The organism is Marinobacter similis, assembly GCF_000830985.1.
Classification (GTDB): Bacteria; Pseudomonadota; Gammaproteobacteria; order Pseudomonadales; family Oleiphilaceae; genus Marinobacter; species Marinobacter similis.
On sequence record NZ_CP007151.1, the window covers coordinates 1,787,685 to 1,814,620 of the forward strand.

The following is a 26,936-nucleotide window of genomic DNA, read 5'->3' on the forward strand; positions in this document are numbered from 1 at the left end:
AGTGGAGAGTAAAGGATGGGCCCCAGACTACCCCATCAGGGCGGCCCGGGGAAATACTGCCCGGCATGTCGGCACGCCGGGCAGGGATCGGGCAAGGCTCAGTGTGTAGTCTTGTTGTGGTCCCGGGCCAGCAGGATATAGAACGCCGGCAACACGAAGATGGTGAACAGCGTACCGATACCCAGGCCCGCACTGATGGTGAGGCCGATGGCAAACCGGCTCTCGGCACCGGGGCCGACCGCGATCAGCAGTGGCACCATGGCGAAGATAAGCGCCAGTGACGTCATGATGATCGGGCGCAGGCGGATGGCCGCCGCTTCGATGACTGCCTTGATCTTGTCCAGCCCGCGTTCGACCTGGAGCTGGTTGGCGAACTCCACGATCAGTATGCCGTTCTTGGACACCACCCCGATCAGGGTAATCAGCCCACCTGGGTATAGATGTTCATGCTGGCAAAGCCGAGCACGATAAACGACATGGCGCCGGCTACCGACATGGGCACTGATACCAGGATGATCAGCGGATCACGCCAGCTTTCGAACTGTGCCGCAAGCACCAGGTAGATCACCAGCAGCGACAGGAAGAAGGTCACCACCAGCGCGCTGCCCTGGGTGGCTAGCTGCCGGCTTTGACCGGTGTAGTCGAAGCTGAAGCCCTGGGGGAACACTTCCTCGGCGGTCTTCTCCATGTAGTCCATGGCCGTACCCGCGGCGACACCCGGCATCACCACACCCTGGAGCGTGAGCGAGTTTTGTTGGTTGAACTGGGTACGTGATGAGGGTTCAACGTCATTGCTGAAGCTCACCACGCTGCCCAGGGGCACCAGAGTGCCGGTATCGGAACGGATGTAGTAATCGTTCAAGGCCTGGGAGTCCAGACGGAATTTCTGGTCAACCTGGGGTATTACCTGGTACGACCGGCCTTCCATGTTAAATCGATTGATGTAACCACCACCCAGCATGCTGGACAGTGCCTGGCCAACGTCCTGCATCGAAAGCCCCAGATCGGCTACTCGATCCCGGTCGACCTTGATCCGGGTGATGGGCCGGTCGAAGTTGATCGACTTCTGCAGGAACATGAAGTTGCCGCTACCCATGGCTTCACCCAGCAGCTCGTCCGCCACCTGGTTCAGCTGCTCATAGCTGTTGCCAGTAGTGATCACGAACTGGAACGGCAGGCCGCCACCAGAACCGGGCAGCGACGGCCGTGGGAACACCGCGGTTTGCAGACCGGTTACCTTGCTAAGTTCGGCGTCCAGTTGCGGTTGTGCCTCGAACTGGGAAATTTCCCGCTCGCTCCAGGGCGCCATCTTGAAACCACCGAACACGGCATTCGGCCCGGTGAAGCCAATGATCATGAAGTCTTCCTCGTACCCGGGCAGGGATGACATCCGGCTCTGGATCTCGTCGCCGTGCTCCTGCAGGTAATCGAGGGTTGAGGTCTGTGGTCCCAGTCCCTGATAGAACAGAATGCCCTGGTCTTCGGTCGGCGCCAGCTCGTTCTGGCTCATCATTGCCATGAAGTAGATGGAGCCGAGTACGACAAAGGCAAAGAAAATGACCACCGATTTGGTTTCCATCAGCGAGGTCAGTGCCCGTTTGTAGCCATTGGACAGGCCGTTGAAGCTGCGCTCGACCAGACCCTCGAATTTGCCGGGGTTGCCGTGGGGTTTCAGTACCATGCCAGACAGCATTGGCGACAGGGTCAGGGCCACGATACCGGAGATCACCACGGCGCCGGCCAGGGTGAAGGCGAATTCGGTAAACAGCGAACCGACCAAACCGCCCATGAAACCAATCGGTGCATAGACGGCGACCAGGGTGGTGGTCATGGCGATGATTGGCACCGCCATTTCCCGGGCGCCTTGATGGCGGCATCAAACCGGGTCTCACCCTGCTCGATGTGGCGGTGCACATTTTCGACCACGATGATGGCATCGTCGACCACCAGGCCAATGGCCAGAACCATCGACAGCAGGGTAAGCAAGTTCAAGGAGAAGCCAAACATCAGCATGATAAAGGCGCCACCCACCAACGACAGCGGCACTGCCACTGATGGCACGATGGAGGCACGAACGGAGCCCAGGCACAGGAATACCACCACCAGTACGATCACCAGTGCTTCCAACAGAGTCTTGATAACTTCGTTGATGGAGTCTTCGATAAAGTCGGAGGCGTCGTACGCCAGCCGGACGTTCAGACCGGAGGGCAGTTGGCTCTCGATATCAGGCAGTGAATCTTTCACCAGGCCGGCAACAGTGAGGGGGTTGGCGCCGGGTGCCAGCTCGATAGCGACGTAGGTAGCCGGGTCGCCTTTATACAGCGCGAGCTGGTCGTAGGATTCAGAACCGAGCTCCACGCGGGCGATGTCCTGTAGGCGAATCTGGGTGCTGCCGGACTGCTTCACCACCAGGTTGCGGAACTGGTCAGGGTCGGCGACATCAGTGTCGCTGGTCATGCTGATTGCGGTGTACTGACTTGGTGTTGCCGACCGCAGCCTGGTAGTTGTTGGCGCGCAACTTGGCGACGACTTCCGGTGGTGTCATGTCTACCGCGGCTAGTCGCTCCGGGTCTAGCCAGACTCTCAGGGCAAACTTGCGGCCAATGAGGTCGGCCTTGCCGACGCCGGGGAGTGCCTGCAGCTTTGGCTGCACGACGCGGGTCAGGTAATCGGAGATCTGCGGAACTTCCAGCTCACTACTGTAGAACGCGATGTACATCAGCGCCGTGGAGTCACCAGTAGTGGACGTGATAACCGGATCCTGGGCTTCGGCCGGCAGCACGTTGCGCTGACTGGCCACCTTGGCCTGGATTTCCGCCAATGCGGCGTTGGCATCGTAGTTGAGCACCATCTTGGCTTCGATGGTGGAAGTGCCCTGGGAGCTTGTGGAGGTCAGGTAGTCGATGCCGCTGGCTTCGGCAATGGCCTGTTGCAACGGGGTGGTGATGAACCCTTTGATCAGATCCGAGCTGGCACCGGGGTAGGCCGTGGTGACGGTTACCGTGGTGCTTTCAAGTTCCGGATACTGCCGGATTTCCATCTCCATAGCCGCTCGGGCGCCGAGCAGCAGGATCAGTAGGCTGACCACCGTTGCCAATACTGGACGGTGGATAAAAATGTCGGTAAATCGCATTATTCAGACGCCTCCTTTGACTGGGCGGAGTCGTCCTGAATCGCGACTGGCTGGCCAGCTCGCAACCGCAGCAGGCCTTTGGAGACGATGGTTCCGCCTTCTTCCAGACCCGACAGAATGGCCACTTTATTGTTCCGGGTCTCACCGGTCACCACGGTGCGGCGGGTGACGACCTGGGTGTCGTCATCGTTCTTGCCAATGACAAACACGAAGTCACCGTAGGTGTTGTAGGAGACAGCCGTGCGCGGAACGGTGACCACTTCGTTGTCTTCCGGCTGGCGAGTCATGACAGTGGCGAACATGCCCGGGCGCAGAAGCTGTTCTTCGTTATCGAGCGTGGCGCGAATACGCACGGTGCGGGTTTCCGGGTTAACCGAGGTGTTGATGGCGGCGACGGTGCCCTTGAAATCGCGCTCGCGCACGGCGGCGACGGTTGCTACAACCGGGTAGCCAGTTTGCACGTCCGGCAGGTTCTTCTCCGACAGGGTGTAATCCACGTAAATCGGATCCAGCATGTTGATTTCAACGATGGGGGTGCCGGTGGCGACGTATTCGCCACGGTCGACCATGCGGATACCGAGACGACCATCGAAAGGCGCGCGGATGATTTTCTTGCTCAACTGGGCTTCAGCTTCGTTGACCCGAGCCCGGGCGGCGTCGAAGTTGGCTTTGGCCTCGTCGTACTGGGACTGGGACACAGCGCGCTTGGGCAGCAGGTCAGACACCCGCTTGAATTCCTGCTCGGCCAGCTGGGCTTCGGCGCGACGGGTGCGCAGGGCCGCCTGGTCGATGGCGGAATCGATACGCAGCAGCACGTCGCCCTGCTTGACGGTGTCACCTGATTCGAAGTTGACCACTTCGACCACTCCGGGCACCTCGTTGGCGACCTGAACGCCGTTTACCGCTTCGATGCTGCCCACGGCTTTGATGGCAGGTGTCCATTTTTCGATTTTGGCTTCAACGGCGGACACTTGAGCCGGTGGGCGTGGCTGACTCATCTGTTCTTCCATCTGGCCAAACTGGTAGAACTTGTAACCAAAAATGCCGCCAAGGACGACGCCAAGAAAGATGATAACGATCACGAAGCGGGAGGCAGTACGCATAATTCGGGTCCTGGGAATCGGGTTTGTTCTTTCGTGGGTGCAGCCGGAAAATACATGTTTTCTACAAAACATAGCATCCTACAAAATATGCAGGGTGCTTGTCACCGGGTTGTCGGTATTTCTGCGTAGGGCGCCTGGGCGTTTGGGACTCCGGTGACGCTGCCGGCTTACGCGCTCGAGGCTGGTATTGTCGACGGAAGAAGTGACAGAATTACGACCATTCATTCGCTAAGGATCAACCCATGCACTGGATTCTCGGTATCGCTCTGGCGGCTGCTGTCTTTGTCATTCTGAAGCAGTGGGGGGCGTTGTCGCCCGACAAGCAGAAAACCGCAATCTGGAAAGGCGTGCTGGTGGTCGGCGGCGCGCTGCTGCTGTTTCTGGTGCTGACCGGGCGGGTGCATGTGCTCACTGCGGCGGTGGCGGCGGTGCTGCCGCTATTGCGCAAGTTGCCGGCGCTGCTCAAATTCATGCCCATGGTGAAACAGCATCTGGGCCGGGGTGATGGGAGTGGTGCTGGGCAGGGTTCTGGGGATGAACAGTACGAGAAGGGCTCGGGTCGTTCTGCCGCCCATGGGGGCATGTCGAAGCAGGAAGCGTGCGAAATTCTGGGGGTAGCCCGCGGTTGCGAGGAACAGGAGGTCGTTGCGGCGCACCGCCGTTTGATCCAGAAACTGCATCCGGACCGCGGCGGCAATGATTATCTGGCGGCCAAGATCAACGAGGCAAAAGCCGTTCTACTTCGAGGCCGTTCCCGCGCCGACGCCCACAGCCAAGACAGTTGACGGTTAGCGCAGGATGTCGACCTTGACCTCGAAGCTGCGGTTGTCGGAACGGCTACTGTTAACACTGTAAGTGATGCCCGAGCGCTCAGTGTTGGCGGAGGTGGAGGTGCTGCCCAGTGCCACCCATTCGCCCGGTTCCACCCGGCGAATGGTTACCACGGCCTCGGTTTCATAGCCGGGCAGGGCCGCCGGATCTTCCTCGAACGATACAATACTCACCTCAATTGCCCGGTCCGAAATAACCTGCGGGCTTACCAGGAAACCACTGCGGGTTTCGACCTGTTGGAGAATAGCCGCCGGGTTGCGCCCACCCTGAACAGCAAACGGCAGGGTTCGGACCTGGCCGGAGGTGATGTGGGCCGACTGGCCATCCTGCACCACCAGGGTTCGGAGCTGGCTGTTGTTGGTGCTGGTGACTTTGCGCTCAACGGTGACGTTGACCCGTTTCTCCGAACCGGAGACTCCGGCCCCGGAACGTTTTCCACCAATATCCTGACGGGACCGGACGGTGATGCGCAGCTGCGCTGGTGCCACATCCATGGTGTCGATGAGCATGCCGATTTCATCCAGCAAGGCAGGCTCACCTCGCACGACCACCTGTTGGCCCCGAGCGGTAATGGTAACCGGGGCGTTCTGGTAAAGCTCACGGATCTGCTGGGCGACGTCGTCCGCGGGGCGGTTCTGTAACTCGTAGACTCGTGCCTCAGCCTGGGCCGTGGCCGGCAATATTAGCAGGCTCAGGAACAGGGCCAGGATCCGGGGCAAATTAACCGGACCGCGTCGGAGAAAATGAGGTTCTGTGAGTGTCATATTTGCTCCCGACCCTGCCGTCGACTGAAAAAGTCTGGACAACGGGGTTGCCAAGTTGAAAACCGGGGGTATATATTGAAAAGCATGAAGACCACACACGCGATCTGTCAATTGAATGTTCTGCAAGCTTTCGGTGAAAAATCGATAGCGGCGATCGCTGCTGTGTTTTCTTGGTGGTTTGGATATGGCTTTTATTTTAGCCAGAGCCAGGGCCGCCCATAAGATCTTCATCGACCGAATAACGAGGAAGGCAGCCCGGCAGAAAACCCAGGCTGCCACCGGACTCAAAAAGCCCCGACTGGTAGCCCAGCCGGGGCTTTTTTGATTCTGACACAGGGAAACGGGAACACTGATATGAACATGCCACCGAGTTCTGAGACGCTGACAAGTTCTGCAGCGTTGAATGATACCAACGCACTGAACCAGCCAGCCACCGATACGGCAGTCAGTCAGCGCCAGGAAGTGGCCTTGCCCACCGCCGCCGGTTTGCGCCAGCAACTGCCGGTTTCGGCCAGCTTGGCCAGGCAGATCGCCGGGCAGCGCGAGGCCGTCCGAAAGATTCTGCGAGGCGAGGGTGACCGCACCCTTATTGTGATGGGGCCTTGCTCCATCCACGATGAAGTGGCGGCCCTGGAGTACGGTGAGAAGCTGAAGCGCCTCGCCGATTCTGTCAGTGACCGTTTCCTGATTGTGATGCGCGCCTATCTGGAAAAACCGCGGACCACCGTGGGCTGGAAGGGGCTGCTGTACGATCCCGAGCGCACCGGGGCCGGCGATCTGAACGAGGGCCTGGTTCGTTCCCGCCGACTGTTGCTGAATCTGTCACAGATGGGATTGCCGCTGGCAACCGAGGCGCTCAGCCCCTTTGCCATGGATTACCTGGGCGATCTGATCAGCTGGAGCGCCATCGGTGCCCGCACCACCGAATCCCAGATTCACCGGGAACTGGTGAGCGGCCTGCCGATGCCGGTGGGTTTCAAGAACGGAACCGACGGTGGTATTGGTGTCGCCACTAATGCCATGCGGTCGGCGGCCCACCCGCACCATCACATGGGAGTTTCAGACAGCGGTGCGCCGGTGATGATCACCACCCAGGGCAACCCGGATACCCATCTGGTGATGCGGGGCGGACGTGGAATTACCAATTACGATGCCGACAGCATTGCCGTCGCGGTGCAGGCCCTGGCTGGGGCCAACCTGTCCACTTCAATCATGGTGGATTGCAGCCACGACAATGCCCAGAAGCAGGCGGAACGTCAGATCGACATCGCCCGTGAGGTCATGGCGCAGCGTGCGGCAGGTAACGACCACATCCGCGGCCTGATGCTGGAGAGTTTCCTGGAACCCGGGCGCCAGGATGACAGCGACGACCTGATCTTCGGCTGCTCGATTACAGATCCGTGCCTGGGCTGGAGCCAGACGGAGGCTCTGATCCGCTCACTGTAGACAGTAACAGCTGGCCGGCCAGTAACAGCAGTACGCCGCCCATCATGCGGTCGAGCCAATGGCCAAACCGGTTAAAGCCCCGGCGGACACGGGGCAGTGTGAAGAACACTGCAACCAGGGCAAACCACAAGGCGGTGGCAGCAGCCATGTAGAGGCCGTAGCCGGCCTGCAGGGCAACCGGGGTGTCCGGACTGATCACCACGGAGAACAGGGAAACAAAAAACAGGGTGGCCTTGGGGTTAAGAGCATTGGTCAAGAAACCCAGGCGCAGCGCCGCCAGCCCCGATTGAGGAGTGCCAGGTTCAGCGTTGACGTGAATGCCTCCGGCGCGCGAACGCAGGCATTGAATGGCAATCCAGGTGAGGTATAGGGCACCGACCACTTTCAGGATACTGAACAGCCACACCGATTGCTGGATGATCAGGCCGATACCCAGCAGTGAATAAGCCACGTGCACCAGGATGCCGAGCCCGATACCCACCGCGGTCAGCAGGGCACGGTCCCGGCTTTGACTGAGCGCCTGCCTGAGCATAATGGCAAAGTCTGGGCCAGGGCTGGCCACCGCCAGAAGATGCACAAGGGCGACAGTCAGAAATTCAGGCCAAAAATTATACACGATTCAATCCCTCGATCCTGTTGGTTGCAAGAGGTTGCAGGTGGTCGCAAAAGGCTGCAAGCGCCCCAGCTTAAGTCAATTATCCGGAAATTTCCCCTTTGCTCATACCCTTCTGGCTCATGGGCGATCTGATCTGCTGCTTTCAGCCTATACCCTATACTGTTGATTACATAAGGCTCTGCCAGCACGTCATTCGACGTCACGACGGTTGCAAGGAGAGGTTTGTATGGAAAAGCGAGAGGTCGATGTTGCCATTATCGGGGTCGGCACCGCCGGGATGGTCGCCTACCAGCGTGTCCGCAAAGCCACTGACAATGTGGTGCTGATTGAGGCGAACCGGTACGGGACTACGTGTGCCCGGGTCGGCTGCATGCCCAGTAAACTGCTGATCGCAGCGGCGGACAATGCCCATCACATGACTACTGGGCCACTGTTTGGCATTTCAGCCGGTGACATCAACATCGATGGCAAGGCGGTGATGAAACGGGTTCGCCAGGAACGGGATCGCTTTGTTGGCCCGGTGGTGGAGTCGGTGGACAAATTCCCCGATCACCACCGCATGTTCGGGCACGCCCGGTTTGCCGGTCCGAAGCGCTTGATGATTGAGGGCACCAACGGCGACGTCCGGGAGGTGCATGCTGAACGGATCATCATTGCCACTGGGTCCCGCCCCAATATCCCGGGTTTTCTAAAGGAAGCGAAAGACCGCCTAGTGGTTAACGATGATCTCTTCGAATGGCAGGACCTGCCGGAGTCCGTTGCGGTGTTTGGTCCCGGAGTGATCGGCCTGGAGCTGGGTCAGGCCTTGAGCCGTCTTGGTGTGCGAGTGCGAATGTTTGGTGTGGGTGGCTCGGTAGGGCCGATTCTTGATGAGACCATTCGGCAGTACGCCCTCGACACGTTCAACCGAGAGTTCCCGCTCAACCCCGAGGCGGATGTAAAACAGGTGGAACGCACTGAGAGCGGCGTCCGGATTACCTTTCAGGATGACGATCAGGGAGAGGTGTCCGAGACCTTCGATTACCTCCTGGCCGCGACCGGTCGGCGTCCCAACGTTGATGGCCTGGACATCCTGAATGCTGAAATTGAGCTGGATGACAAAGGCATGCCGCTGTTCGATCCGTACACCCTTCGCTGCGGCGACAGCCACATTTTCATTGCCGGCGATGCCAATAACACACTGCCGCTGCTGCATGAGGCGGCCGACGAGGGCCGAATCGCCGGCGACAACGCGGCGGCCTACCCGGAAGTTATGGCGGGCATGCGCCGCACACCCCTGGCTGTGGTGTTTACCGATCCGCAGATTGCCGCCGTGGGCCTGACCATTGATGAAGTGGACGAGCGCTGCAAGGGCCGCTTTGCCGTTGGCGAAGTGTCGTTTGAAGATCAGGGCCGCAGCCGGGTTATTGGCAAGAACGTGGGCCTTTTGCGGGTATACGGCGAGCACGGCTCCGGGTTGTTCATGGGCGCCGAGATGTTCGGGCCCGCGGCCGAGCACATTGCCCACTTGCTGGCCTGGTCGGCCCAACACCGGATGACCGTCAGTGAGATGCTCGAGATGCCGTTCTATCACCCGGTCATTGAAGAAGGTTTGCGCACGGCCTTGAAACAACTGAATCGCAACCTCAGTAAGGGCCCAGAGCCAGCAGAAGGCTGTACCGATTGTGGCCCCGGTGTTTAGCGGGCGGTCTTCATAGGCGGTCTGAAGGGTATGAGTTAGTGCCTATAGCGATTACTTAGCCAATAACCGGGCCCTATCAATAGGATTGGTGAATTTTACTTCTGTGCCGTCTGGTTGTGGCCTAGGATGGCGGTCATACTCAATTAAGTTAACGTCAAGGAGACACGCAATGGGTAAGAACTTTATTGGTTTGGACACGGAAAAAACTGTGCAGTTGGCAGATTCGTTGAATGATCTGCTGTCCAACTATCAGATTTTCTACATGAACGTGCGCGGTTATCACTGGAACATCAAGGGTGATAATTTCTTCGAGCTGCACGTGAAGTTTGAGGAGCTGTACGACGACCTTCTGTTGAAAATTGACGAGATTGCCGAGCGGGTGCTTACTCTCGGTCATCGTCCGGCCCATGCCTACAGCACCTATATCGAGAAATCAGAGGTGCAGGAAAAGAAAGATGTTTCCGACGGCCTGGAAGCGATGGAAAACATCGTTGAAAGCTTTGCCAAGCTGATTGGTAAGCAGCGTGATCTGTTGAGCCTGGCGAGCGATTCCGACGACGAAGGCACCGCGGCACTGATGAGTGACTACATCTCACAGCAGGAAAAAACTGTGTGGATGTATCGGAGCTATCTGGGTCACTAGGCCCGATAGAATTCCCGAAGTAAGGGCGGCCCAGGCCGCCCTTTTTTGTGCCGGGTAAAGTAACCGGACGAAATCAGACGGCGGCTTCAAGCGGCGGAACCTGCTGATGCAGGAACCACTTTTCGGTCACTACCTTCCGAGTGAACCAATGGGAGCGCATCAGCGTGGTAGCCAGCGGCGTCTTGATCCAGTCGGGCACCTGCCAGCCTTGCTCCAGTTCGGTGGCCCGGGTGCCGAAGCGTTCGGCGATGGCATCGCCGTAGAGTTGCAGTGACGATGCCGAATAATCCTGTGCATCGCGAATAACATCGGCCGCCATCAGGGCGGATTCAATTGCCGGCCGAATGCCTTCGCCACTCTGGGTGTAAGCCAGTCCGGCAGAATCGCCAATCAGCAAAATGCCGTCGTCGACCAATGGCCGTTCGGCGTGGGCATAGAGCAGGTAGGCATGGCCTTTGAACCGACCCGGAAGATCGGCCGGAATGCGGCCGGTGTCTTTCATGTCCTGCACAAAGGCTTCCAGGTGCTCGGTCAGCCGGTGATTGTCTTCCCGGCCCAGGCCGATATTCAGATAATTCTCCTTGCGGAACACCCAGGCGTAGCCCTTGAGATCGCGGCAAAACCAGAGTTCCGGGGTGTCACCCCGGGCCTGGCAAATCTGGGCCTGCTCCGGCGTCATCTCGAACTCGACCTCTTTAGCGGCAACGATGGTTTCATGACTGCCGGGGCCCTCGCCCAGTAATCGCGCCACCGGACAGAAGTGGCCACCGGCACCGATGATCAGCGGTGCTTCCCAGGTGCCGTTGACCTGCCAGTTTCCGCCCTCGCGATTGATGCTTTTCACGGGTGTGGAGAGCATCTTTGGCGCGGTCACCCGGTCCAGCAGGTAGGTGTCAAACTCGCACCGGCGAATGCCATAACTGACCACGTCGCCATGGTCGTTTTCCACCGGTGCCTGGCCCATCATACCGATGCGGAAGCGTCGGATGGGTTGCAGGGTTCGGCCGTGGCTGTAGTCGTCGCGATCGATTTTAAGGGTGTTCATCACTGCTGGCGTGACCCAGCCGGCGCAGGTCTTGTCCCGTGGGAAGTCCTGTTTGTCGATTAACAGTATGCGTTTGCCACTGTCCTGCAGGCTTTGGGCCAGGGTAGAGCCTGCAGGGCCGGCGCCAACAATGATCAGATCGTAGTAATCCATCACGCTTGCTCCGGTGCTGCGGGTGTTGTGTAGAGGTCTTGTCGGCTTTGTGGCAATTGGTTGTTGGCACCGTGGGTGAACACTACCTGGAAAAGCTGCAGTGAGCCGGTCCGGAATGCAGCAATGGAGCCGGCCAGATACATGCGCCAGGCCCGGGTAAAGTGCTCATCATACATCTCCGAGACCTGGTCCTGGTTTTCGGTGAACCGATCCATCCAGTGGCTCAGGGTCTGGGCGTAGTGCAGCCGGAGGTTCTCCACATCGAGGACGGAGAAATCACCCTGTTCACAGATCTCCATGAACTCGCCAATGCTGGGCGGGTAGGCCCCCGGGAAAATCCGTTTCTCAATCCAGGCATTCATCAGCATGGGCCGGTTACGGCCGATGCTGTGGAGCAAGGCAATGCCGTCCGGTTTGAGGCTGCGTTTGATCAGGGCCGACAGTGCCGGGTAATTCTCCTTGCCGACGTGTTCGAGCATGCCAATCGATACGAAGGCATCGTACTGACCTTTTATATTTCGGTAGTCGTCCTCCACGTACTCAACCAGGTGGTCCAGCTGTTGCTGGCGGGCCTGCTCCCGGGCATAGACCAGTTGCTCCCGGGAGATGTTGTAGGAGTGCACTTTCACACCATAGTGACGGGCCATGTAACGGGCCAGTCCGCCCCAACCACAGCCGGCCTCGACTACGGTCATGCCCGGTTTGAGCCGGAGTTTGCGGCAGACATGTTCCAGCTTGGCCAGTTGTGCCTGCTCCAGGGTCAGGTCGGGGCGCTCGTAGTAAGCACAGGTGTACTGCATTTCCGCCTGATCCAGCCACAACTGGTAGAACTCGTTGCCCAGATCGTAGTGGTGGTGGATGTTTTCCTTGGCTTCGGTGATCCCGGTGGAGCGCGGGTTGTGATTGCGCCAGAGTGCGTCCAGCCATTTTGGCCATTCCTGCCGCGCGGCGTGCACCGATCGATACAGGGTTTCCATCAGATCCGGCAGATCGCCTTCAACGTCCAGCCTGCCCGCGCTGTAGAGATCGCCAAAGGCCAGGTTGGGGTTGGCGACCAGGGAATAGAGCGCCTTTGGGTCTTTCAGGTGGAGGGCAAAACGGATCTCCTGATCCTTGGGATCAATGACGTCGCCGTTCCACAGCTGGAATCGGATGGGAGGCGATCCGGCCATGCGCATAAGTTTGGCGATAAGCCAGCGTTCGTAGTTGTGAGGGTTGCGGTCGGTCTGTGCTGCTTCCAGCGGCAGGGTTAGCACGTGTGGTGTGGATTCACGGCCCGTTTGCTCGGTTTTCTGGGCGGTGTTTTGTGTCATGGGTCCCTCTCTCCCTTAGCCTGACCTGAACATCGCGGCCCTCTGTGCGAATGCGCACAGGGACTTGTCCCGTCTGTTCATCCGGGAACCGCCGGTTCTGTGTTCAGTATAGAAAAGGTTGGGATTTTGTCAGGTTAGGACGTGAAAGGGCTGGAAATGATGGGTAGCGACAAAAAACCGGGCCATGGGGCCCGGTTTTTCAGAGGGGTCAGTAGGTGGAACTCATTCCGAACCATTCGGGGAAGATCACGATCAGTGCCAACACCAGAATCTGGATCAGAATGAACGGGATAATCCCTCGGTAGATGTCCACCGTTCGGACTTCCGGCGGTGCCACCCCTTTCAGGTAGAAGAGCGAGAAGCCAAACGGTGGCGTCAGGAAGCTCGTCTGCAGGTTCATGGCAATCAGGATGGCGAACCACAGCATGTTGATGCCCATGGCCTCGGCAATCGGCGCCAGAATCGGCACAATGATGAACGAGATCTCCACGAAGTCGATGAAGAAGCCGAGGATCAGGATCACCAGCATCGCCAGGATTATGAAGCCCCACTGGCCGCCTGGCAGCAGGTGCAGCCATTCTTCCAGCAGGTAGTCGCCGCCGGTGTAGCTGAACACCATAGAGAACGCAGTGGCACCGATCAGGATCGCAAACACCATGGCGGTTACCTTGACGGTATCCTTGGCGCTGTCCCAGACCATCTTGAACGAGAACTGCTTGTAGATGAGAGCCAGAACCACGGCGCCAACACCGCCCAGTGCCGAGGACTCGGTGGGCGTGGCGATGCCGCTGAAGATGGAGCCCAATACGATAACAATCAGCGCCAGTGGCGGAATGATCGCGAGGAGGGCCGACACGACTTCCTTCTTACGTGAGTGGTTCGGATCTTGCGGCATCGCCGGTGCGGTTTCCGGCTTCAGACGGGTCAGGATCAGGATGTAGGCAATGTACAGACCGATCAGGACAACGCCCGGCCAGACCGCAGCTTTGAACAGGTCGCCGACGGGAATGCCGATAACGTCACCGAGAATGATCAGGATGATCGACGGTGGAACGATCTGTCCCAGGGTGCCCGAAGCACAGATGGTGCCTGTGGCCAGACGCTTGTCGTACTTGTGGGCCAGCATGACCGGCAGGGAAATCAGGCCCATGGCCACAACGCTGGCACCGACCACACCGGTGGAGGCAGCCAGCAAGGCGCCTACCAGAATGGTGGAGATGGCGAGACCACCCGGCAGGCCACCGAACAGTCGGCCCATGGAGGTGAGCAACTGCTCAGCCAGCTTGGTGCGCTGCAGCACCACGCCCATGAAGATGAACAGGGGCACTGCCATGAGTACGGTGTTCTGCATGACGCTCATGATCCGGAACGGCATGAACGCGAAGAGATCCATGCCCTCGGCATAAATACCGAAGAACAGTGCGACACCACCGAACGTAAAGGCGACAGGGAAACCCGCCATCAGCATCAGCATGGCGACGCCGAACATAATCATACCTATCATGCCAGACCTCCCGCGCTGTGCTCAGAGGTATAGCTTTTCTCGCCGGACATTACCCGCAGGCGTAAGTGATCATGCCCAGACCGGCTGTGCCGATGAAAAACGCCGTGACGGGAATAACCGATTTGATCAAATAGCGATGGGGCAGGCCACCGGGATCGCCACTGCCTTCACCCATGCTGTAGGAGTCCAGGGCAAAGCTGTAGCCGTAGGTGCCGATCAGGTAAGCGAACGGGAGAACAAAGATCACTGCGCCAACCAGGTTAACCCAAGCCTTGGCCTTGTTGCTCCAGTTGGTGTAGAAAACGTCTACGCGAACGTGGCCATCCGTGCGGAGTGCGTAGGGAATACCAAACAGAAAAACGATTGAATACAGGTGCCATTCCATTTCCTGCATGCCGATCGATACTTCATTGAATGCGTAGCGGGACACCACGTCGTAAAACACGTTTGCGGCCATTAGTATCATCGCGATACAGGCGACCCAACCACAGAGATTGGACAATCGGGCCAGGCCCTCGTCCAGTTTGATAATCCACCGCATTTACAATCCTCCGCCAAGCGGGTTGGCGTTTTTTTCGTCTACTATAAACAACGAAACCGGGACCACTCAGAGAGCAATCCCGGCTCGATTTGGGGCGCTATCTTACTCGACTTCGCCCATCGTGTTGAGGTACGCACGCTCAGAAATGTCTGTGTAAGCGCGGGACTGCTCAAGGTACTCCTGCTGAGACTTAACGATCTTGGCGGCCAGTTCGTCGCCTTCAGCAGCTTCTTTCAGCAGCTTATCGTTAGCCTCCTTCATAGCCTGGAAGACTTCGTCCGGGAACCTCTTGATCTGAACATTCGGATATTCTTCCTGAATGCTGGCCCAGGCCTTGGCATTCTCATGCTGGGACTGAACCAGCATTTCGTATGAGGACAGGCGCATGGAAACACGCAGGATTTCCCTCAGGTCAGCTGGCAGCTTCTCCCAGGTCTTCTTGTTGACCAGGAACTGCAGCTCGGTGGCCGGCTCGTGCCAACCGGTGTAGTAGTAGTCGGCAATCTGCTGGAAGCCAAGACGAAGATCCAGAGCTGGACCTACCCACTCAACGGCGTCGATAGTGTTGCGCTCAAGTGCTGTGTACAGCTCGCCCGGTGCAATGTTGGTCGGGCTTACGCCCACTTCAGCAAAGACTTCGCCGGCGAAACCAGGAATACGCATCTTCAGACCCTGCAGGTCTTCAACGGAGTTGATTTCCTTGCGGAACCAGCCACCCATCTGGATGCCGGTGTTACCACCCGGGAAGGACATCAGGTTGTGCGGGTTATACACTTCCTGCATCAGCTCCATGCCTTCGCCATGGTAGAACCAGGCATACTGTTCCATGGCATTCATGCCGAAAGGCATGCTGGTGAAGAACAGGGTGTTGGGTACCTTGCCTTTCCAGTAGTAGGACGCGGAGTGGCCCATGTCGTACTGACCGGCTTTTACCATGTCAAACACGCCAAATGGCGCTTTATGCTTGTTGGCAGAGTCGATGCGGATGCGCAGACGGCCATCGGACATCTCTTCGGCCATCTTGGCCATGTTTTTAGACGCATCACCGAAAATAGGGAAGTTCGGGCCCCAGGTTTCGGCAAGGCGAAGAGTAAACGTATCCTGAGCGAGCGCCTGCGTGGCGGCAAAGGTCGTTGCCACAGCCAGCGCAGCCGCGGAAAGAACAGAACGGATCTTCATTGCTCTTCAATCCTCTTATCGTTTTTTGTTCAGAGCGTCCTCCGGGTAGGAGGAGTTAACTCATAACGGTAGCCCAAGTTAACAATTATCGTTAGGAAACGGAACGAAAACCGGCCATATCTACGACCTAGGTCGTACGGCTGTTTACATATCATCCATCCGGCCAATCTGGCGTGCCAGCCGCATGGCTTCATGCTCTTCCAGGGCTTTCAAATCCTCCAGCAGCGTGACTGCTTCGGGAATTTCTGCTTTGCCAATCAGGGCGTCGTACAGTTCCATTACCTGATCGTGAAAATCGAACACTTCACGCGCGATACCATCGAAATCCAGATCGGCGTAGTGAGTGTCGCAGGTGCGATGGCTTTCGATTGGCTTGTGGTTGGCGTAATCGTAAAGGCGGGTTTTCATCGCTTTCGAGTCGGCCTGTTTCTCAAACTCAGCGACCGCTTGCTCCAGCATACGTTCGTGACTGCTGACGTAGTCGAGCAGCGCGCTGGCGCGTTCATTCTGGGTTTTGGCGGCGGATTCGTGCAGGCTCTCAGCCAAGTGCGCGTGCAACTGGCGGGTCCAGTCGATGAGATCCTCGAAGGTTTTTATTTCCATGGAGGGCTCCTTGGGCCGGAGTGCATTGAAAATAATGGGAGGTACTTGTCAGTCTAGCTAACATCTCGCCAGTTGTGATGGCTTACAGCAGATAAGTGGATTTGGATCAGTTTGATGTTGACCGTTACGCGTGGGCGGTTTCAGCTTTTTGCCGCCAGCTGCGAAACCGGGCCAGTGCCGGTTTTTCCACCGAGTAGTGAATGGCCGCGGCCAGGGCCAAAGCGATTGCCAGCGCCAGTCCCACGCCAATCCAACCCGGCAGCCCTGTCCGGTAACTCAGGTCGATAACGCCGTAACCAATATTCTGATGGACGAGGTACAGGCTGTAGGACAGGCTGCCGAGCCAGAGCATGGGGCGGTTCGCCAGCCATGGCAATCGGCCGTAGACGGCAAGGGCAAACACCCCGAAGCACCCTAGGACAAAAAGGCTGTAAGGCATTTTGTAGGCGAACAGGCCATGCCCAATACTGGCAATCAGCAGCGTGTTATCGAAGACCGAGCCGCCCCCGTAACGGTGGCGACGATAAATCAGCATGCCCGCTACAAACAGCGGGGCGTATTTCACAAACAACAGATCCTTGACCAGAAACTCGATGCCCTCCGGGATCTGTTTCCACCAGAGCACGCCGATATAGCTGATTAGTATCCAGACCGTTAAGGCAGCGCGAAGCTGTGGCCAAGTTCGGAGATTGAAGAACAGTAGAGCCATCCAGCTATAGAAGGTAACCTCCACCACCAAACTCCAGTAGGCGCCGTCAACATGCTGCATGCCAAAGTATTCGTGCAGTAGCGTGGTATTGAGCAGCGCGGTTTCGAAGGTGACCGCTCGGCTTTCCGGGCCGAGCCAGTGCACCGAGATGAAGGTGAGCGCAATGGCGGCCCAGAGCGCAGGTAGCAGACGGAAGGCGCGAGCCAGGCCAAACCAGCCGGCCCTGGAGGTGCGCTCCAGCGTCATGAAGATCACAAAGCCGCTGAGAATAAAAAACAGATGGACCCCGTACCGACCGAACTGCAGGCTGCTGTTGAGGATGGCCGGCAGTTCGAACCCGTGGCCGTAGAGCTTGTCGTAGTAAGGTAGGTAGTGGAACAACACAACCACAAGTGCGGCCAAACCACGCAAGGCATCAAGGCTGGCTAAACGGTTGGGTGAGGAGGTCATAAGTCGGTCCTTTTGGATACCGCTATAATAGCCCGCATTGGGGGCCGGCAATATGGTTGTGACCTACGGTATGCTTGCCGCGGCTATACCATGTGTTAATCCGCCGCGGCACAAGTCACCGGTTTTCTTGAATAAGGCAGGGAGTTGCGACCATGGCAACCACGTTAGGCATCATCGAAGGCTTCTATGGCCCGATGTGGAGCTGGCAGGAGCGGCGCCGTCTGGTGCGCGCCCTGGCACCCCACGGCTACGGCTTTTATCTGTACGCACCCAAGGCCGACGCCTTCCTTCGGCGGCGCTGGCGGGAGCCTCATCCTGCAGAAGTGGCTGCGGAGCTGGCGGACTTCGCCCGTTTTTGCCGTGAAGAAGGCCTGCGGTTTGGGGTTGGGTTAAGCCCATTCGAGATCTTTAATCGTTTCGACGATGAGGCCCGGGCGGCACTCGCCCGCAAGTTGGCGTTGCTGGATCGCATGGGTATCGATGAACTGGCCATCCTGTTTGATGACATGCGCTCTGACACCCCCGACCTGGCTCACACCCAGGCCGAGATAGTGGACTGGGTTCGGGACCACAGTTCAGTCCGACAGCTCAGCGTCTGCCCTAGTTATTATTCAGACGATCCGGTGCTGGACCGTGTGTTCGGGGAGCGCCCGGCCGATTACCTGGAGACTCTGGGACGCAAACTGGACCATGAGGTCAATATCTTCTGGACCGGCGAAGAGGTCTGTTCACGGGAAATTTCACCGGGACACCTGAAACGGGTGGGCGATGTACTCGGGCGTAAACCGGTGCTGTGGGATAACTACCCGGTAAATGACGGTGACCGCATGTCCCAGCACTTGCACTTGCGGGGCTTCACCGGCCGGCCAGCGGCTAATGCCGCCCACATTGCGGGCCACGGCATCAACCCAGCGTTGCAGCCAACGCTGACCACCGTGCCGGCAATTACCCTGGCGGAATCCTACCGCCTGGGCCCGGACTATCAGTATGGCCATTCGCTTCGACATGCGGCGCGGGAGGCTCTGGGGCTCGACTTGGCGGATCAGATACTGCGCGATCTGTTGGTGCTGCAGGACGCCGGGCTGGGCCGCATTGGCGATGAAAAGCGCGCAAGCCTGGAGAGCATCTATGGCGCCTTCAGCCATCCGGCGGCCGAGGAAATTCTGCGTTGGCTCCGGGGCGAGTATCAGGTGACCGACGAGATGGTGGCTACCCAATAAGGCGACCCTTATTCGCAGCTTGCTGATTTTGCCTGGCTGAACCGGTCGGACATCGCCGCCCGGGCGCGCTCGGCATCGCGATACTCCTTGGGCAGGGGCTGGAGAAAGTACAGGTAATCACCTTTGCTGCGCTGGTCCTCTAGGTTCGGTTGGCTCTGCCCCGTAGGCCAGAATATCGGTGTCAGGACCACCACATCCAGTTCTGGTGCCCGTTGCTTCAGCAGCGCCACAGTGCCCAGCCGCTCTTCGCTGTGAAAGGTACCCGTTAGATGCAGGATCTGGTGACCCGGATAAAGCTTTCGGGCACGCAGAATCTCCACCGCCATGGTGTTGTCCCGGAGCAGTTGCGCCTTGTAGATGTTCTGCATGCGCTCATTCATGCCTTCTTCGCCAATCCCATGACCGCCGGTGAGCGCGGTTACGAATTTCTCCCGGTAGCCCGGGGTGTCGGTAAAGGGATTCGCCGGTAATTGTGCGCGAACATCCGCAGGCAAGGTGTCGAGGTAATCAGGGCCCTGGCGCCCGACACAGCGGACGACCTGGCTCGGCGCATTGGCGGCGATCACGGGCATTGCCCGGGCCTTGGCCAACTCAATCAGCGGACGGTATGAGGCCCGGTAGTTGTCCCAGGCACTGGCATCCTCAATCAGTTCTGCCTCACCCGTCTCCCCGGCGAGGTAGCGGTCCAGCTCTCGCTGGTGGTCCAGATCAAACTGCTCCATAGTCAGGACCAGGGCCGGGTTCTGGCGGTAGAGCGCCGCCTGGAGCCTCGACTGCAAAAGATGCGAACCGTGGTGGCCATGATACTCCCCGACGACGATGACATCGGCCTCTGTAAGTGCGTCGGCCAAGGCAGCAATGCTCAGCGAAGTACCATTGTCGGCATCCACGATGGTGGCATCGTACTGGGTTTCAGGGGCCTCAAGCGTCGCCGGCGGATCCAAGGCCGTGGCGCAGCCGGCCAGAGTGATCAACGAGGAGAGGAGCAGGGTAATCAGTGGAGGTCTCATGGGAGCAGTATACGAAACCCAGACCGCAATAGGTCCTGATGATCGCAACCCGGTCCTGTTTGGTTGTCAGGGATGGCGCTGATAGATAGGGAAAAGGTTCGGGAAATCAGGTGATTGTCAGCTATGCTAGCAGGACATTTGCTCATTAAGTACAGGACCCCGCATGCTTCCCTTCCGGATTGTTGATCGAATCAAGTTCCTGGTCGAACGCCAGTTGGTGAAAGGGGCCGGTTTCCAGTTATTGGTAGTCGCTGCGTTCATCGCCCTGATCTCGCTGGTTGGTGGTCTCCTGGTCGTGCCGCTGGGGGAGTCTTTCGACGATGTTGGTTCGGCGATCTGGTGGGCGTTTCTGAGGCTGACTGACCCGGGCTACCTGGGGGACGATGTCGGCAGCTGGCAGCGCATTGTCTCGACTCTGCTGACAGTCAGTGGCTATGTGGTGTTCATGGGTACGCTGGTGGCCATCCTGACCCGCTGGTTGATCGCCAAGATGGCCGATCTGGAACGCGGACTGACGCCAGTCACCCTGAAGAATCACATCGTGGTGCTGGGGTGGACCAGCCAGACATTGCCGTTGTTGTCGGAATTGCTGAGCTCGTCTGGCCGGATGCGGCGCTTTCTGGAAAAGCACGATACCCAGAAGCTGAACCTGGTGGTGCTGTCCGAGGAGGCCTCCGCTGAACAGGTGCATGAGCTCCGGAGTGAACCGGGTATCCGGCGGCGCGCGCGACAAATCATTCTACGGTCGGGCTCTGCCATTCAGCCGGACGCCTTGCATCGGGTTGCCTGCCTGGATGCGGCGGCAGTGATCGTGCCCAGCGCTACCCAGGGCGTGGGTAGCCTGGTGACCTCCGATGTCGAGACCGTGAAGGCACTGCTGTCCATTGCCGCCCAGGCTCGTCAGTACCAGTCATCTCTGCCGTATGTGGTGGCCGAGATTCAGGACGTGCGCAAACTGCCAGTCATCGAGAGAGCCTATCCCGGTGAGGTGGAAGTAGTCGCCGGTGATGCCTCGATCAGCTCATTGATTGTTCAGAACATCATTCATCCGGGGTTGTCGGAGGTATACAACGAGCTGCTGACCGGCTCCGAAGGCAACAGCATCTATGTTCGGGGTGGTGAGTCAATCGCGGGGTTGTCGCTGGCGGAGTTAGCGTCGGCGCGGCCGAACGTGATTGTACTGGCTTGCTGCGCCCGGTTGGCAAAGGCTGGGATGTCCGGCTATTGGCGCCCTCGGCGACGCGGATTGAGGCGAATGACCGGGTCATCATGATGGCCAGGGACTACTCTGAAACCGAACCTAACGCCAAGCGGCCGACGCTGCCGCCAGTCGACCGGCTGAAGCCGAAGGTAGCTGTCCGCAACGGTGCAGCACTTGGGCAGCGGGTGCTGGTACTGGGTTGGAACCGGCGCGTGCCCAGCCTGGTCGCAGAGTTTGGCAGTTACAGCAATCAGTCGTTTTCGCTGGACCTGGTATCGGTGGTGCCTGCGGCGGAACGCTCACTGGCGATTTCCCGCTACGTGGGCGATCACCCAACGGTCCACTGCCACCATGTTGAAGCGGATTATATGGTGGAGGGGGAGCTGCGGCGGCTTGATCCATCCTCATACGATTCCGTGGTTCTGTTGAGCAGTGACCGTTTAGCATCGGGGGAAGAGGCAGATGCCCGGGCGATGGTCGGGTACCTGCAGCTTGAAGATATTTTGATGGAGAAAGAACGTCGTCCTCATCTCATTCTTGAACTCAGTGACCCGGATAACCGGCCGCTATTGTATGAACATCGCAGCGAGATGCTGATCAGTCCGATGATTCTCAGCCACATCCTGGCCCAGGTCGCATTGCGCCGGGAGCTAAGGGTGGTGCTGGATGAGTTGTTTACGGTGGGTGGTGCGGAAATCCAGTTCCGTGACCCGAGCGATTACCCGCTTCCGAGCAGCGTCGATTTCCATCTGCTGGAGCGCATCCTGGCCGATGAGGGAGAGATTGCACTGGGAGTGTTCCGGCAAAAGGCCGATGCCCAGGGACGGCACTTGCATTTGAATCCGCCACGGCGGGACTACCTGGACCTACAGCCGTGTGACCGTTTGGTGGTGCTGGCTCTTACCGCCTGAGCGCCGTTCATCGACATACCTGGAAACGTATTTTCAAACATGCCCAACATTCGTAACTGGCGCGAAATTATCGCAAGCCTGCTGCTCCTTGCCCTGCTGGTCGTTCTCTCGGTTGCAGGCGTATGGCGCAACGCCAATTTAACCTTCAGTGACTGGCTAATTAACGCTAGTCTGGTCACCTCCGATATCGATCCAAAGGTGTTGCTCGTTGAGCTCGACCAAGCATCGGTTCAGCCGGAGGAACTGTCGACACTGGAGTCAAAGCTGAACGAACTGGGTGCTCGTGAGGTGGTTCTCCTGCCCCTGGCCCAGCCAAGGGTGGCCAGGGAAAAGGCTCGGCGAGTCACCGATTCGCTGTTGGTGACCCGCTTTGCCGGCGAGCATGACACTGAGGTTCCTGATGGTGCGAAGTGGCTATACGAAGGCATGAGGACCGGTTGGGTCACCACCCCAGAGTTTGACGCGGGCTATTTCCGAGTCGTTCCGGCAGGATTCGTCGGTCAGGGCATCAACAACGACATGGAAATCGCCGCCTGGTTTGTTCCCTTGCTGGAGGGAGGGCGCGATCTGGCCGATTCTGTGGCACTCAACTTCGCGCTTTTAGGGAATGGCCTGCCAACCCTGAGTCAACGTCAGATTTTGGCTGGTGAAGCCATCTCGGAGCTTGTTCAGGGGCGAGTGGCTCTGATTGGATCAGCTGATCCATTGCTTTCGCCGGGGTATCAGGTACCCGGAGTCGGGGCGCCTTTGAGCAATCTGCAGATACAGGGCCTGGCTTTGGCCACGGTGGCCGCCGATGCGGAGTTGCGATTTCCCGCTCCCCTTTGGGTCGGATTGGTGGTCGGCCTTCTCTTTTTGTTTAATCTGTTTGTTTTCCAATGGCTGTCGGTGGTTAATGGCGTCTTGTATTCGCTGTTTGCCGTGGTCGGCTTCGGGTTCGTGGGCTGGTGGCTGTTCGAGTCGTTCGACATGTTGCCGCCTGTGGCCGACGGCACCGCAGCACAACTGGTATCATTATTGTTCGTCTATCAGGCTCGCCGGTATGCGGAAGCCAAGACCCTAACGACCATGCTGGGTACAACCCATTCGGCCCTGTTCGAGCGTTACGTACCGAAGGCGTTCAATGATAGCGAGTCGCCGTGGCCCAAGCTGGTGGTCTTCATCAATCAGCAGCTCAACCTGAGCCGGACCATTCTGCTGGAGCGGGTGCCCGGCGATCACCGGGTCCGGGAAATCCAGGCCCTGAACTGCAGCATCGAGGATATTGCTGAGCAACGCCGGGACTACGAACGTGCCCCCTACAGCGACGCGCTGCAGCACCGGGGGGCGCTCCAATTACGCCGGGCTTTCCTCGAGCGCGTGGGCGAGCAGGAGCTGGAGTACCTGACGCCGCTGATTTACGCCGGCGAGGTGCTTGGGTTCTGGGCGCTGTCGGTGATGCCGGAGGAAAACTGGAGTCAGGAAGCCTTCGAAAACAACATCGCCAGTTTCGCCAGCCAAATCAGCGAGCTGCTCTACCATCGGCAGCAGCTGGAGCGGGAAAGGGCGCGCGAGCGCCGGCTCGGTCGACGGATCCTGGCGCTGGATATTGGTCGCACCCCCCACGAGCAGTTGCGATCGGCCCAGGAGCTGCTGGGGAATCGGTTGCTGTCGCTTGAAGCCATGTTCAACAACCTCGATACCGGCGCCATCATGTACGACCTCTTTGGCCAGGTGCTGCAGGTCAATGCCCGGGCCTTGGAGATTGCCGGTGAGGCTAAGGTGTCGGTGTATCGGATGACCGCCTTGGATTTCCTCTGTGGTCTGTGTGACCTGACCCAGGACGATGCCCGGCGCCAGCTCCGCCATGCCACGCTCAAGCGCGCGCTGGTGCGTCTGCCGGTAAAACCCATCAATGGCTACCAGGGCCTGATTCTGCTCATCCGTCCCATCAGCGAGCACAGTGACCGGCCGGATGGCCGCGCGGGGGCCGGTTTGTTCATGCCGTTCAAACTGCTTGGCCTGTCGTTCGAGCTGGTCGATATGAGCCACACCCGCAAGGCCCTGGGCTTTCGGGATGACCTGCTGCACCAGCTGGCGCTGGCGATCCGGGATCGACTGTCCCGGCCCGGCCGGTCCGAGGCTGACAGTGCCCGGGTGGCCAATCTCCAGGCGCTGATGGATACGCCGGCGTCGAAGCCTGCCCGGCCGCAGCCGTCGAGCTCGGCCAATGTTGCCGCCGAAATCACCACCGATACTCCGCCGGTTGAAGAGGCGCCAGTTTCGACTGCCGGAAAAGTTGTCCCGGCGCTGAACCTGCAGGTCTGGGTTGGCCGAAAAACGGCGGTGGTTGCCAGTGTCTCGAAGGAGGCCAGTCTCCGGCTCCAGGAGACCCTGGCCGAAAACATCCTTAGAAGTGTGGGCGAGCGCGATTTGCGCTCGGTCGGTCCCATTCACTGGCCAGTCTTCAACAATGTCCGGGCGCCGGGAAATTCCCTGAGCGATCTTCGAGCTGTGTTGGGGTACGCGCTGTCGGATCTGGACGGCCGGAAGCTGATTGCCCTGGGGGTCGCTGCACCGGAGGACTATCGCGGCGATGAGCCTGGTTTCAACACATTGCCGGTATCAGCCCGGAAATCAGCTTTAACCATAGCCTCGCCGAGCTCGCCACCAGTCCGACTCTCAAGCGCGCGTTGTGGCAGGAGCTGAAGCCGCTGGCTGGTCAGTGATGCGGGGCTCAGAAACCTATCAACAGGTGCTGGACGGGGATCTTCTGATTCGCGGCCTCAGCACGGATGACCTACCCCGGGCTCTCTCGATCGAACGCCAAGGGCATTCCTACCCCTGGACTGAGGCCCTATTCCGCGACTGCTTTCGGGCCAACTACCGGTTGTGGGCTGCCTGCCATGGCGATCTACTGGTGGGCTACGCCGTGGTCGCCTACATGTTCGACGAAGCCCACCTGCTGAACCTGTGTGTGGATCCGCGTTGGCAGGGCCAGGGTGCCGGGCGACGATTGCTCAGGCATTTGCTGAGTGAAGCAGCCCGTGAGCAGATGGTGCAGACCATTCTTGAGGTGCGCCTCAGTAACGACACCGCTTACCGGCTCTATTCGGTGGAGGGATTTGAAGAAATCGGTCGACGACCGGAGTTTTATCCAAACGGCGACGGCCGTGAGGATGCCCGGGTAATGGCGCTCCAATTCCCGGCTTGATGTCTCGGTAATAGCGGTTCGCGTCAGAATCCCTTAGCCCCTATAATAGCGCCTTTCTCGGAACATCAGATTCAGGTTGTCTTTCTATTATGTCGAACCTTCCTCAGGAAGTGGCCAAGCGCCGTACTTTCGCGATCATCTCGCACCCGGATGCGGGTAAAACCACGATCACGGAAAAGGTCCTGCTGTTCGGGCAGGCGATCCAGAAAGCCGGTACCGTTAAAGGTAAGAAGTCCGGCCAGCATGCCAAGTCCGACTGGATGGAAATGGAGAAGGAGCGGGGTATCTCCGTGACCACCTCCGTTATGCAGTTCCCCTACGGTGGCAAGCTGGTGAATCTGCTGGATACGCCAGGTCACGAAGACTTTTCTGAAGATACCTACCGCACCCTGACCGCGGTGGATTCCTGTTTGATGGTGATCGACAGCGCCAAGGGTGTTGAGGAACGGACCATCAAGCTGATGGAAGTCACCCGCCTGCGCGACACACCGATTATAACGTTCATGAACAAGCTGGACCGGGACACCCGGGACCCGGTTGAACTGATGGACGAAGTCGAGGATGTCCTCAAGATCGCCTGTGCGCCCATCACCTGGGCCAATCGGCATGGGCAAGGGGTTCAAGGGCGTTTACCATCTGCTCCGTGACGAGGTTATTCTGTACCAGTCAGGTCAGGGTCACATGATTCAGGACACCCGGGTCATCTCCGGTCTGGATAATCCCGAGCTGGACGAGGTCATTGGTGCCTATGCCGCTGACCTGCGGGATGAGATCGAGCTGGTCAAAGGCGCGTCCCACGAATTCGATCAGCAGGCGTTTCTCGCCGGTGAACTGACCCCGGTGTTCTTCGGTACGGCGTTGGGCAACTTCGGTGTCGATCATATGCTCGACGGTCTGGTTGAGTGGGCACCACAACCTCAGCCCCGGGAAACTGACCAGCGCGAGGTAGAGCCCGCCGACGATGGCTTCTCTGGTTTTGTGTTTAAGATTCAGGCCAACATGGATCCCCAGCATCGGGACCGGGTGGCGTTCATGCGCATTGTTTCCGGTAAATACGAGCAGGGCATGAAAGCTCGCCACGTACGTATTGGCAAGGAAGTGCGCTTCTCCGACGCGCTCACCTTTATGGCCGGCGATCGTGACCATGCCGCCGAAGCCTTTGCTGGCGACATCATCGGCCTCCACAACCACGGAACTATCCAGCTTGGTGACACCTTCACCGCGGGTGAAAACATGAAGTTCACGGGCATCCCGAACTTTGCCCCGGAACTGTTCCGCCGTATTCGCCTGAAGGATCCGCTCAAGGCCAAGCAGCTCCAGAAGGGCTTGATTCAGTTGTCCGAGGAGGGTGCGGTCCAGGTCTTCCGGCCGCTGCGGAATAACGATCTGATCGTTGGTGCCGTCGGTGTGCTGCAGTTCGATGTGGTGGTCAGCCGGTTGAAGAGCGAGTACAAAGTTGAGGCGATTTACGAACCCATCAACGTGGCAACAGCGCGCTGGGTAACCTGCAAGGACGAGCGCAAGCTGGATGAGTTCCAGCGCAAGAACAACGACAACCTGGCCCTGGATGGCAGTGACCGGCTGGCCTATATCGCGCCAACCATGGTTAATCTGAATCTGGCCCAGGAGCGGTTCCCGGACGTGGAATTCCACAAGACCCGGGAGCATTAAGCTACCGAGTTGGAGG

At 58.6% G+C, this 26,936-nt stretch carries 17 protein-coding genes and 4 pseudogenes; 9 read left to right on the plus strand and 12 right to left on the minus strand.

The window, feature by feature from the left end:
• Positions 1-98: 98 nt before the first annotated feature.
• Both AU14_RS08245 and AU14_RS08250 read right to left on the minus strand, forming a co-directional pair.
• Positions 99-3,133: pseudogene (locus tag AU14_RS08245) on the minus strand (efflux RND transporter permease subunit).
• Complete coding sequence (locus AU14_RS08250) at positions 3,133-4,236, minus strand: efflux RND transporter periplasmic adaptor subunit (protein ID WP_041340212.1); 1,104 nt, start codon at positions 4,234-4,236, stop codon at positions 3,133-3,135. Before AU14_RS08250 ends, AU14_RS08245 begins: the two are co-directional and overlap by 1 nt.
• Positions 4,237-4,478: 242 nt before the next feature.
• Here AU14_RS08250 and AU14_RS08255 point away from each other — a divergent pair, with 242 nt between their 5' ends.
• The gene (locus AU14_RS08255; protein WP_041340214.1) at positions 4,479-5,021 is read left to right on the plus strand and encodes a DnaJ domain-containing protein; all 543 of its coding nucleotides are present in this window, start codon (positions 4,479-4,481) and stop codon (positions 5,019-5,021) included.
• A 3-nt stretch (positions 5,022-5,024) separates the two neighbouring features.
• On the opposite strand, the gene AU14_RS08260 is transcribed toward AU14_RS08255, so the two are convergent.
• Positions 5,025-5,831 carry a secretin N-terminal domain-containing protein gene (locus AU14_RS08260; protein ID WP_041340216.1) on the minus strand — a complete coding sequence of 269 codons (807 nt, stop codon included), beginning with the start codon at positions 5,829-5,831 and terminating at the stop codon, positions 5,025-5,027.
• A 354-nt stretch (positions 5,832-6,185) separates the two neighbouring features.
• Here AU14_RS08260 and AU14_RS08265 point away from each other — a divergent pair, with 354 nt between their 5' ends.
• Positions 6,186-7,277, plus strand: a complete 1,092-nt coding sequence (locus AU14_RS08265) for a 3-deoxy-7-phosphoheptulonate synthase (RefSeq protein WP_041340218.1) — start codon at positions 6,186-6,188, stop codon at positions 7,275-7,277.
• Here the strand turns inward: AU14_RS08265 and AU14_RS08270 are convergent.
• On the minus strand, positions 7,222-7,893 hold the full coding sequence (locus tag AU14_RS08270) for a LysE family transporter (protein WP_041340220.1): 672 nt from the start codon (positions 7,891-7,893) through the stop codon (positions 7,222-7,224). The two genes, AU14_RS08265 and AU14_RS08270, sit on opposite strands and share 56 nt — an antisense overlap.
• A gap of 226 nt (positions 7,894-8,119) precedes the next feature.
• On the opposite strand from AU14_RS08270, the gene AU14_RS08275 reads away from it, so the two are divergent.
• On the plus strand, positions 8,120-9,574 hold the full coding sequence (locus AU14_RS08275) for a dihydrolipoyl dehydrogenase (RefSeq protein ID WP_041340223.1): 1,455 nt from the start codon (positions 8,120-8,122) through the stop codon (positions 9,572-9,574).
• Positions 9,575-9,743: 169 nt separating this feature from the next.
• On the plus strand, positions 9,744-10,217 hold the full coding sequence (locus tag AU14_RS08280) for a Dps family protein (protein ID WP_041340225.1): 474 nt from the start codon (positions 9,744-9,746) through the stop codon (positions 10,215-10,217).
• A 73-nt stretch (positions 10,218-10,290) separates the two neighbouring features.
• Here AU14_RS08280 and AU14_RS08285 read toward each other — a convergent pair whose 3' ends face one another.
• The 7 genes and pseudogenes from AU14_RS08285 to AU14_RS08315 all read right to left on the minus strand — a co-directional run bounded on the left by AU14_RS08285 (position 10,291) and on the right by AU14_RS08315 (position 17,714).
• Positions 10,291-11,415 carry an NAD(P)/FAD-dependent oxidoreductase gene (locus tag AU14_RS08285; protein WP_041340226.1) on the minus strand — a complete coding sequence of 375 codons (1,125 nt, stop codon included), beginning with the start codon at positions 11,413-11,415 and terminating at the stop codon, positions 10,291-10,293.
• The gene (locus AU14_RS08290; RefSeq protein ID WP_041340228.1) at positions 11,415-12,728 is read right to left on the minus strand and encodes an SAM-dependent methyltransferase; all 1,314 of its coding nucleotides are present in this window, start codon (positions 12,726-12,728) and stop codon (positions 11,415-11,417) included. Before AU14_RS08290 ends, AU14_RS08285 begins: the two co-directional genes overlap by 1 nt.
• A gap of 208 nt (positions 12,729-12,936) precedes the next feature.
• A complete protein-coding gene (locus AU14_RS08295) occupies positions 12,937-14,232 on the minus strand; it encodes a TRAP transporter large permease (protein WP_041340231.1) in 1,296 nt (431 codons plus the stop codon).
• A pseudogene (locus AU14_RS08300) lies at positions 14,229-14,773 on the minus strand (TRAP transporter small permease subunit). The gene AU14_RS08295 and the pseudogene AU14_RS08300 overlap by 4 nt, the downstream one beginning before the upstream one ends.
• Positions 14,774-14,875: 102 nt before the next feature.
• Positions 14,876-15,952 carry a TRAP transporter substrate-binding protein gene (locus AU14_RS08305; RefSeq protein WP_041340233.1) on the minus strand — a complete coding sequence of 359 codons (1,077 nt, stop codon included), beginning with the start codon at positions 15,950-15,952 and terminating at the stop codon, positions 14,876-14,878.
• A 144-nt stretch (positions 15,953-16,096) separates the two neighbouring features.
• Complete coding sequence (locus AU14_RS08310) at positions 16,097-16,555, minus strand: hypothetical protein (protein WP_041340234.1); 459 nt, start codon at positions 16,553-16,555, stop codon at positions 16,097-16,099.
• Between the two features lie 124 nt (positions 16,556-16,679).
• Positions 16,680-17,714, minus strand: a complete 1,035-nt coding sequence (locus AU14_RS08315; protein ID WP_041340237.1) for an acyltransferase family protein — start codon at positions 17,712-17,714, stop codon at positions 16,680-16,682.
• A gap of 152 nt (positions 17,715-17,866) precedes the next feature.
• On the opposite strand from AU14_RS08315, the gene AU14_RS08320 reads away from it, so the two are divergent.
• The gene (locus tag AU14_RS08320) at positions 17,867-18,934 is read left to right on the plus strand and encodes a beta-N-acetylglucosaminidase domain-containing protein (RefSeq protein WP_041340239.1); all 1,068 of its coding nucleotides are present in this window, start codon (positions 17,867-17,869) and stop codon (positions 18,932-18,934) included.
• A gap of 8 nt (positions 18,935-18,942) precedes the next feature.
• On the opposite strand, the gene AU14_RS08325 is transcribed toward AU14_RS08320, so the two are convergent.
• Positions 18,943-19,944 (minus strand): ChaN family lipoprotein, encoded by a 1,002-nt coding sequence (locus AU14_RS08325; RefSeq protein WP_094191185.1) that lies wholly within the window; start codon positions 19,942-19,944, stop codon positions 18,943-18,945.
• Between the two features lie 163 nt (positions 19,945-20,107).
• Here AU14_RS08325 and AU14_RS08330 point away from each other — a divergent pair.
• The 4 genes and pseudogenes from AU14_RS08330 to prfC all read left to right on the plus strand — a co-directional run bounded on the left by AU14_RS08330 (position 20,108) and on the right by prfC (position 26,920).
• Positions 20,108-22,056, plus strand: a pseudogene (locus AU14_RS08330) (CASTOR/POLLUX-related putative ion channel).
• Between the two features lie 39 nt (positions 22,057-22,095).
• Entirely contained in the window at positions 22,096-24,744 is a 2,649-nt protein-coding gene (locus AU14_RS08335) for a hypothetical protein (protein ID WP_041340242.1), read from the plus strand.
• A complete protein-coding gene (rimI, locus tag AU14_RS08340; protein ID WP_330217974.1) occupies positions 24,731-25,249 on the plus strand; it encodes a ribosomal protein S18-alanine N-acetyltransferase in 519 nt (172 codons plus the stop codon). The genes AU14_RS08335 and rimI overlap by 14 nt, the downstream gene beginning before the upstream one ends.
• Positions 25,250-25,338: 89 nt before the next feature.
• Positions 25,339-26,920 (plus strand): annotated as a pseudogene (gene prfC / locus AU14_RS08345) (peptide chain release factor 3).
• Positions 26,921-26,936: the final 16 nt, after the last annotated feature.

Coding starts and splice junctions, on each gene's coding strand:
- AU14_RS08250 (WP_041340212.1), bottom strand. CDS start 4,236: ATGCGTACTGCCTCCCGCTTCGTGATCGTTATCATCTTTCTTGGCGTC.
- AU14_RS08255 (WP_041340214.1), top strand. CDS start 4,479: ATGCACTGGATTCTCGGTATCGCTCTGGCGGCTGCTGTCTTTGTCATT.
- AU14_RS08260 (WP_041340216.1), bottom strand. CDS start 5,831: ATGACACTCACAGAACCTCATTTTCTCCGACGCGGTCCGGTTAATTTG.
- AU14_RS08265 (WP_041340218.1), top strand. CDS start 6,186: ATGAACATGCCACCGAGTTCTGAGACGCTGACAAGTTCTGCAGCGTTG.
- AU14_RS08275 (WP_041340223.1), top strand. CDS start 8,120: ATGGAAAAGCGAGAGGTCGATGTTGCCATTATCGGGGTCGGCACCGCC.
- AU14_RS08280 (WP_041340225.1), top strand. CDS start 9,744: ATGGGTAAGAACTTTATTGGTTTGGACACGGAAAAAACTGTGCAGTTG.
- AU14_RS08285 (WP_041340226.1), bottom strand. CDS start 11,415: ATGGATTACTACGATCTGATCATTGTTGGCGCCGGCCCTGCAGGCTCT.
- AU14_RS08290 (WP_041340228.1), bottom strand. CDS start 12,728: ATGACACAAAACACCGCCCAGAAAACCGAGCAAACGGGCCGTGAATCC.
- AU14_RS08295 (WP_041340231.1), bottom strand. CDS start 14,232: ATGATAGGTATGATTATGTTCGGCGTCGCCATGCTGATGCTGATGGCG.
- AU14_RS08305 (WP_041340233.1), bottom strand. CDS start 15,952: ATGAAGATCCGTTCTGTTCTTTCCGCGGCTGCGCTGGCTGTGGCAACG.
- AU14_RS08310 (WP_041340234.1), bottom strand. CDS start 16,555: ATGGAAATAAAAACCTTCGAGGATCTCATCGACTGGACCCGCCAGTTG.
- AU14_RS08315 (WP_041340237.1), bottom strand. CDS start 17,714: ATGACCTCCTCACCCAACCGTTTAGCCAGCCTTGATGCCTTGCGTGGT.
- AU14_RS08320 (WP_041340239.1), top strand. CDS start 17,867: ATGGCAACCACGTTAGGCATCATCGAAGGCTTCTATGGCCCGATGTGG.
- AU14_RS08325 (WP_094191185.1), bottom strand. CDS start 19,944: ATGAGACCTCCACTGATTACCCTGCTCCTCTCCTCGTTGATCACTCTG.
- AU14_RS08335 (WP_041340242.1), top strand. CDS start 22,096: ATGCCCAACATTCGTAACTGGCGCGAAATTATCGCAAGCCTGCTGCTC.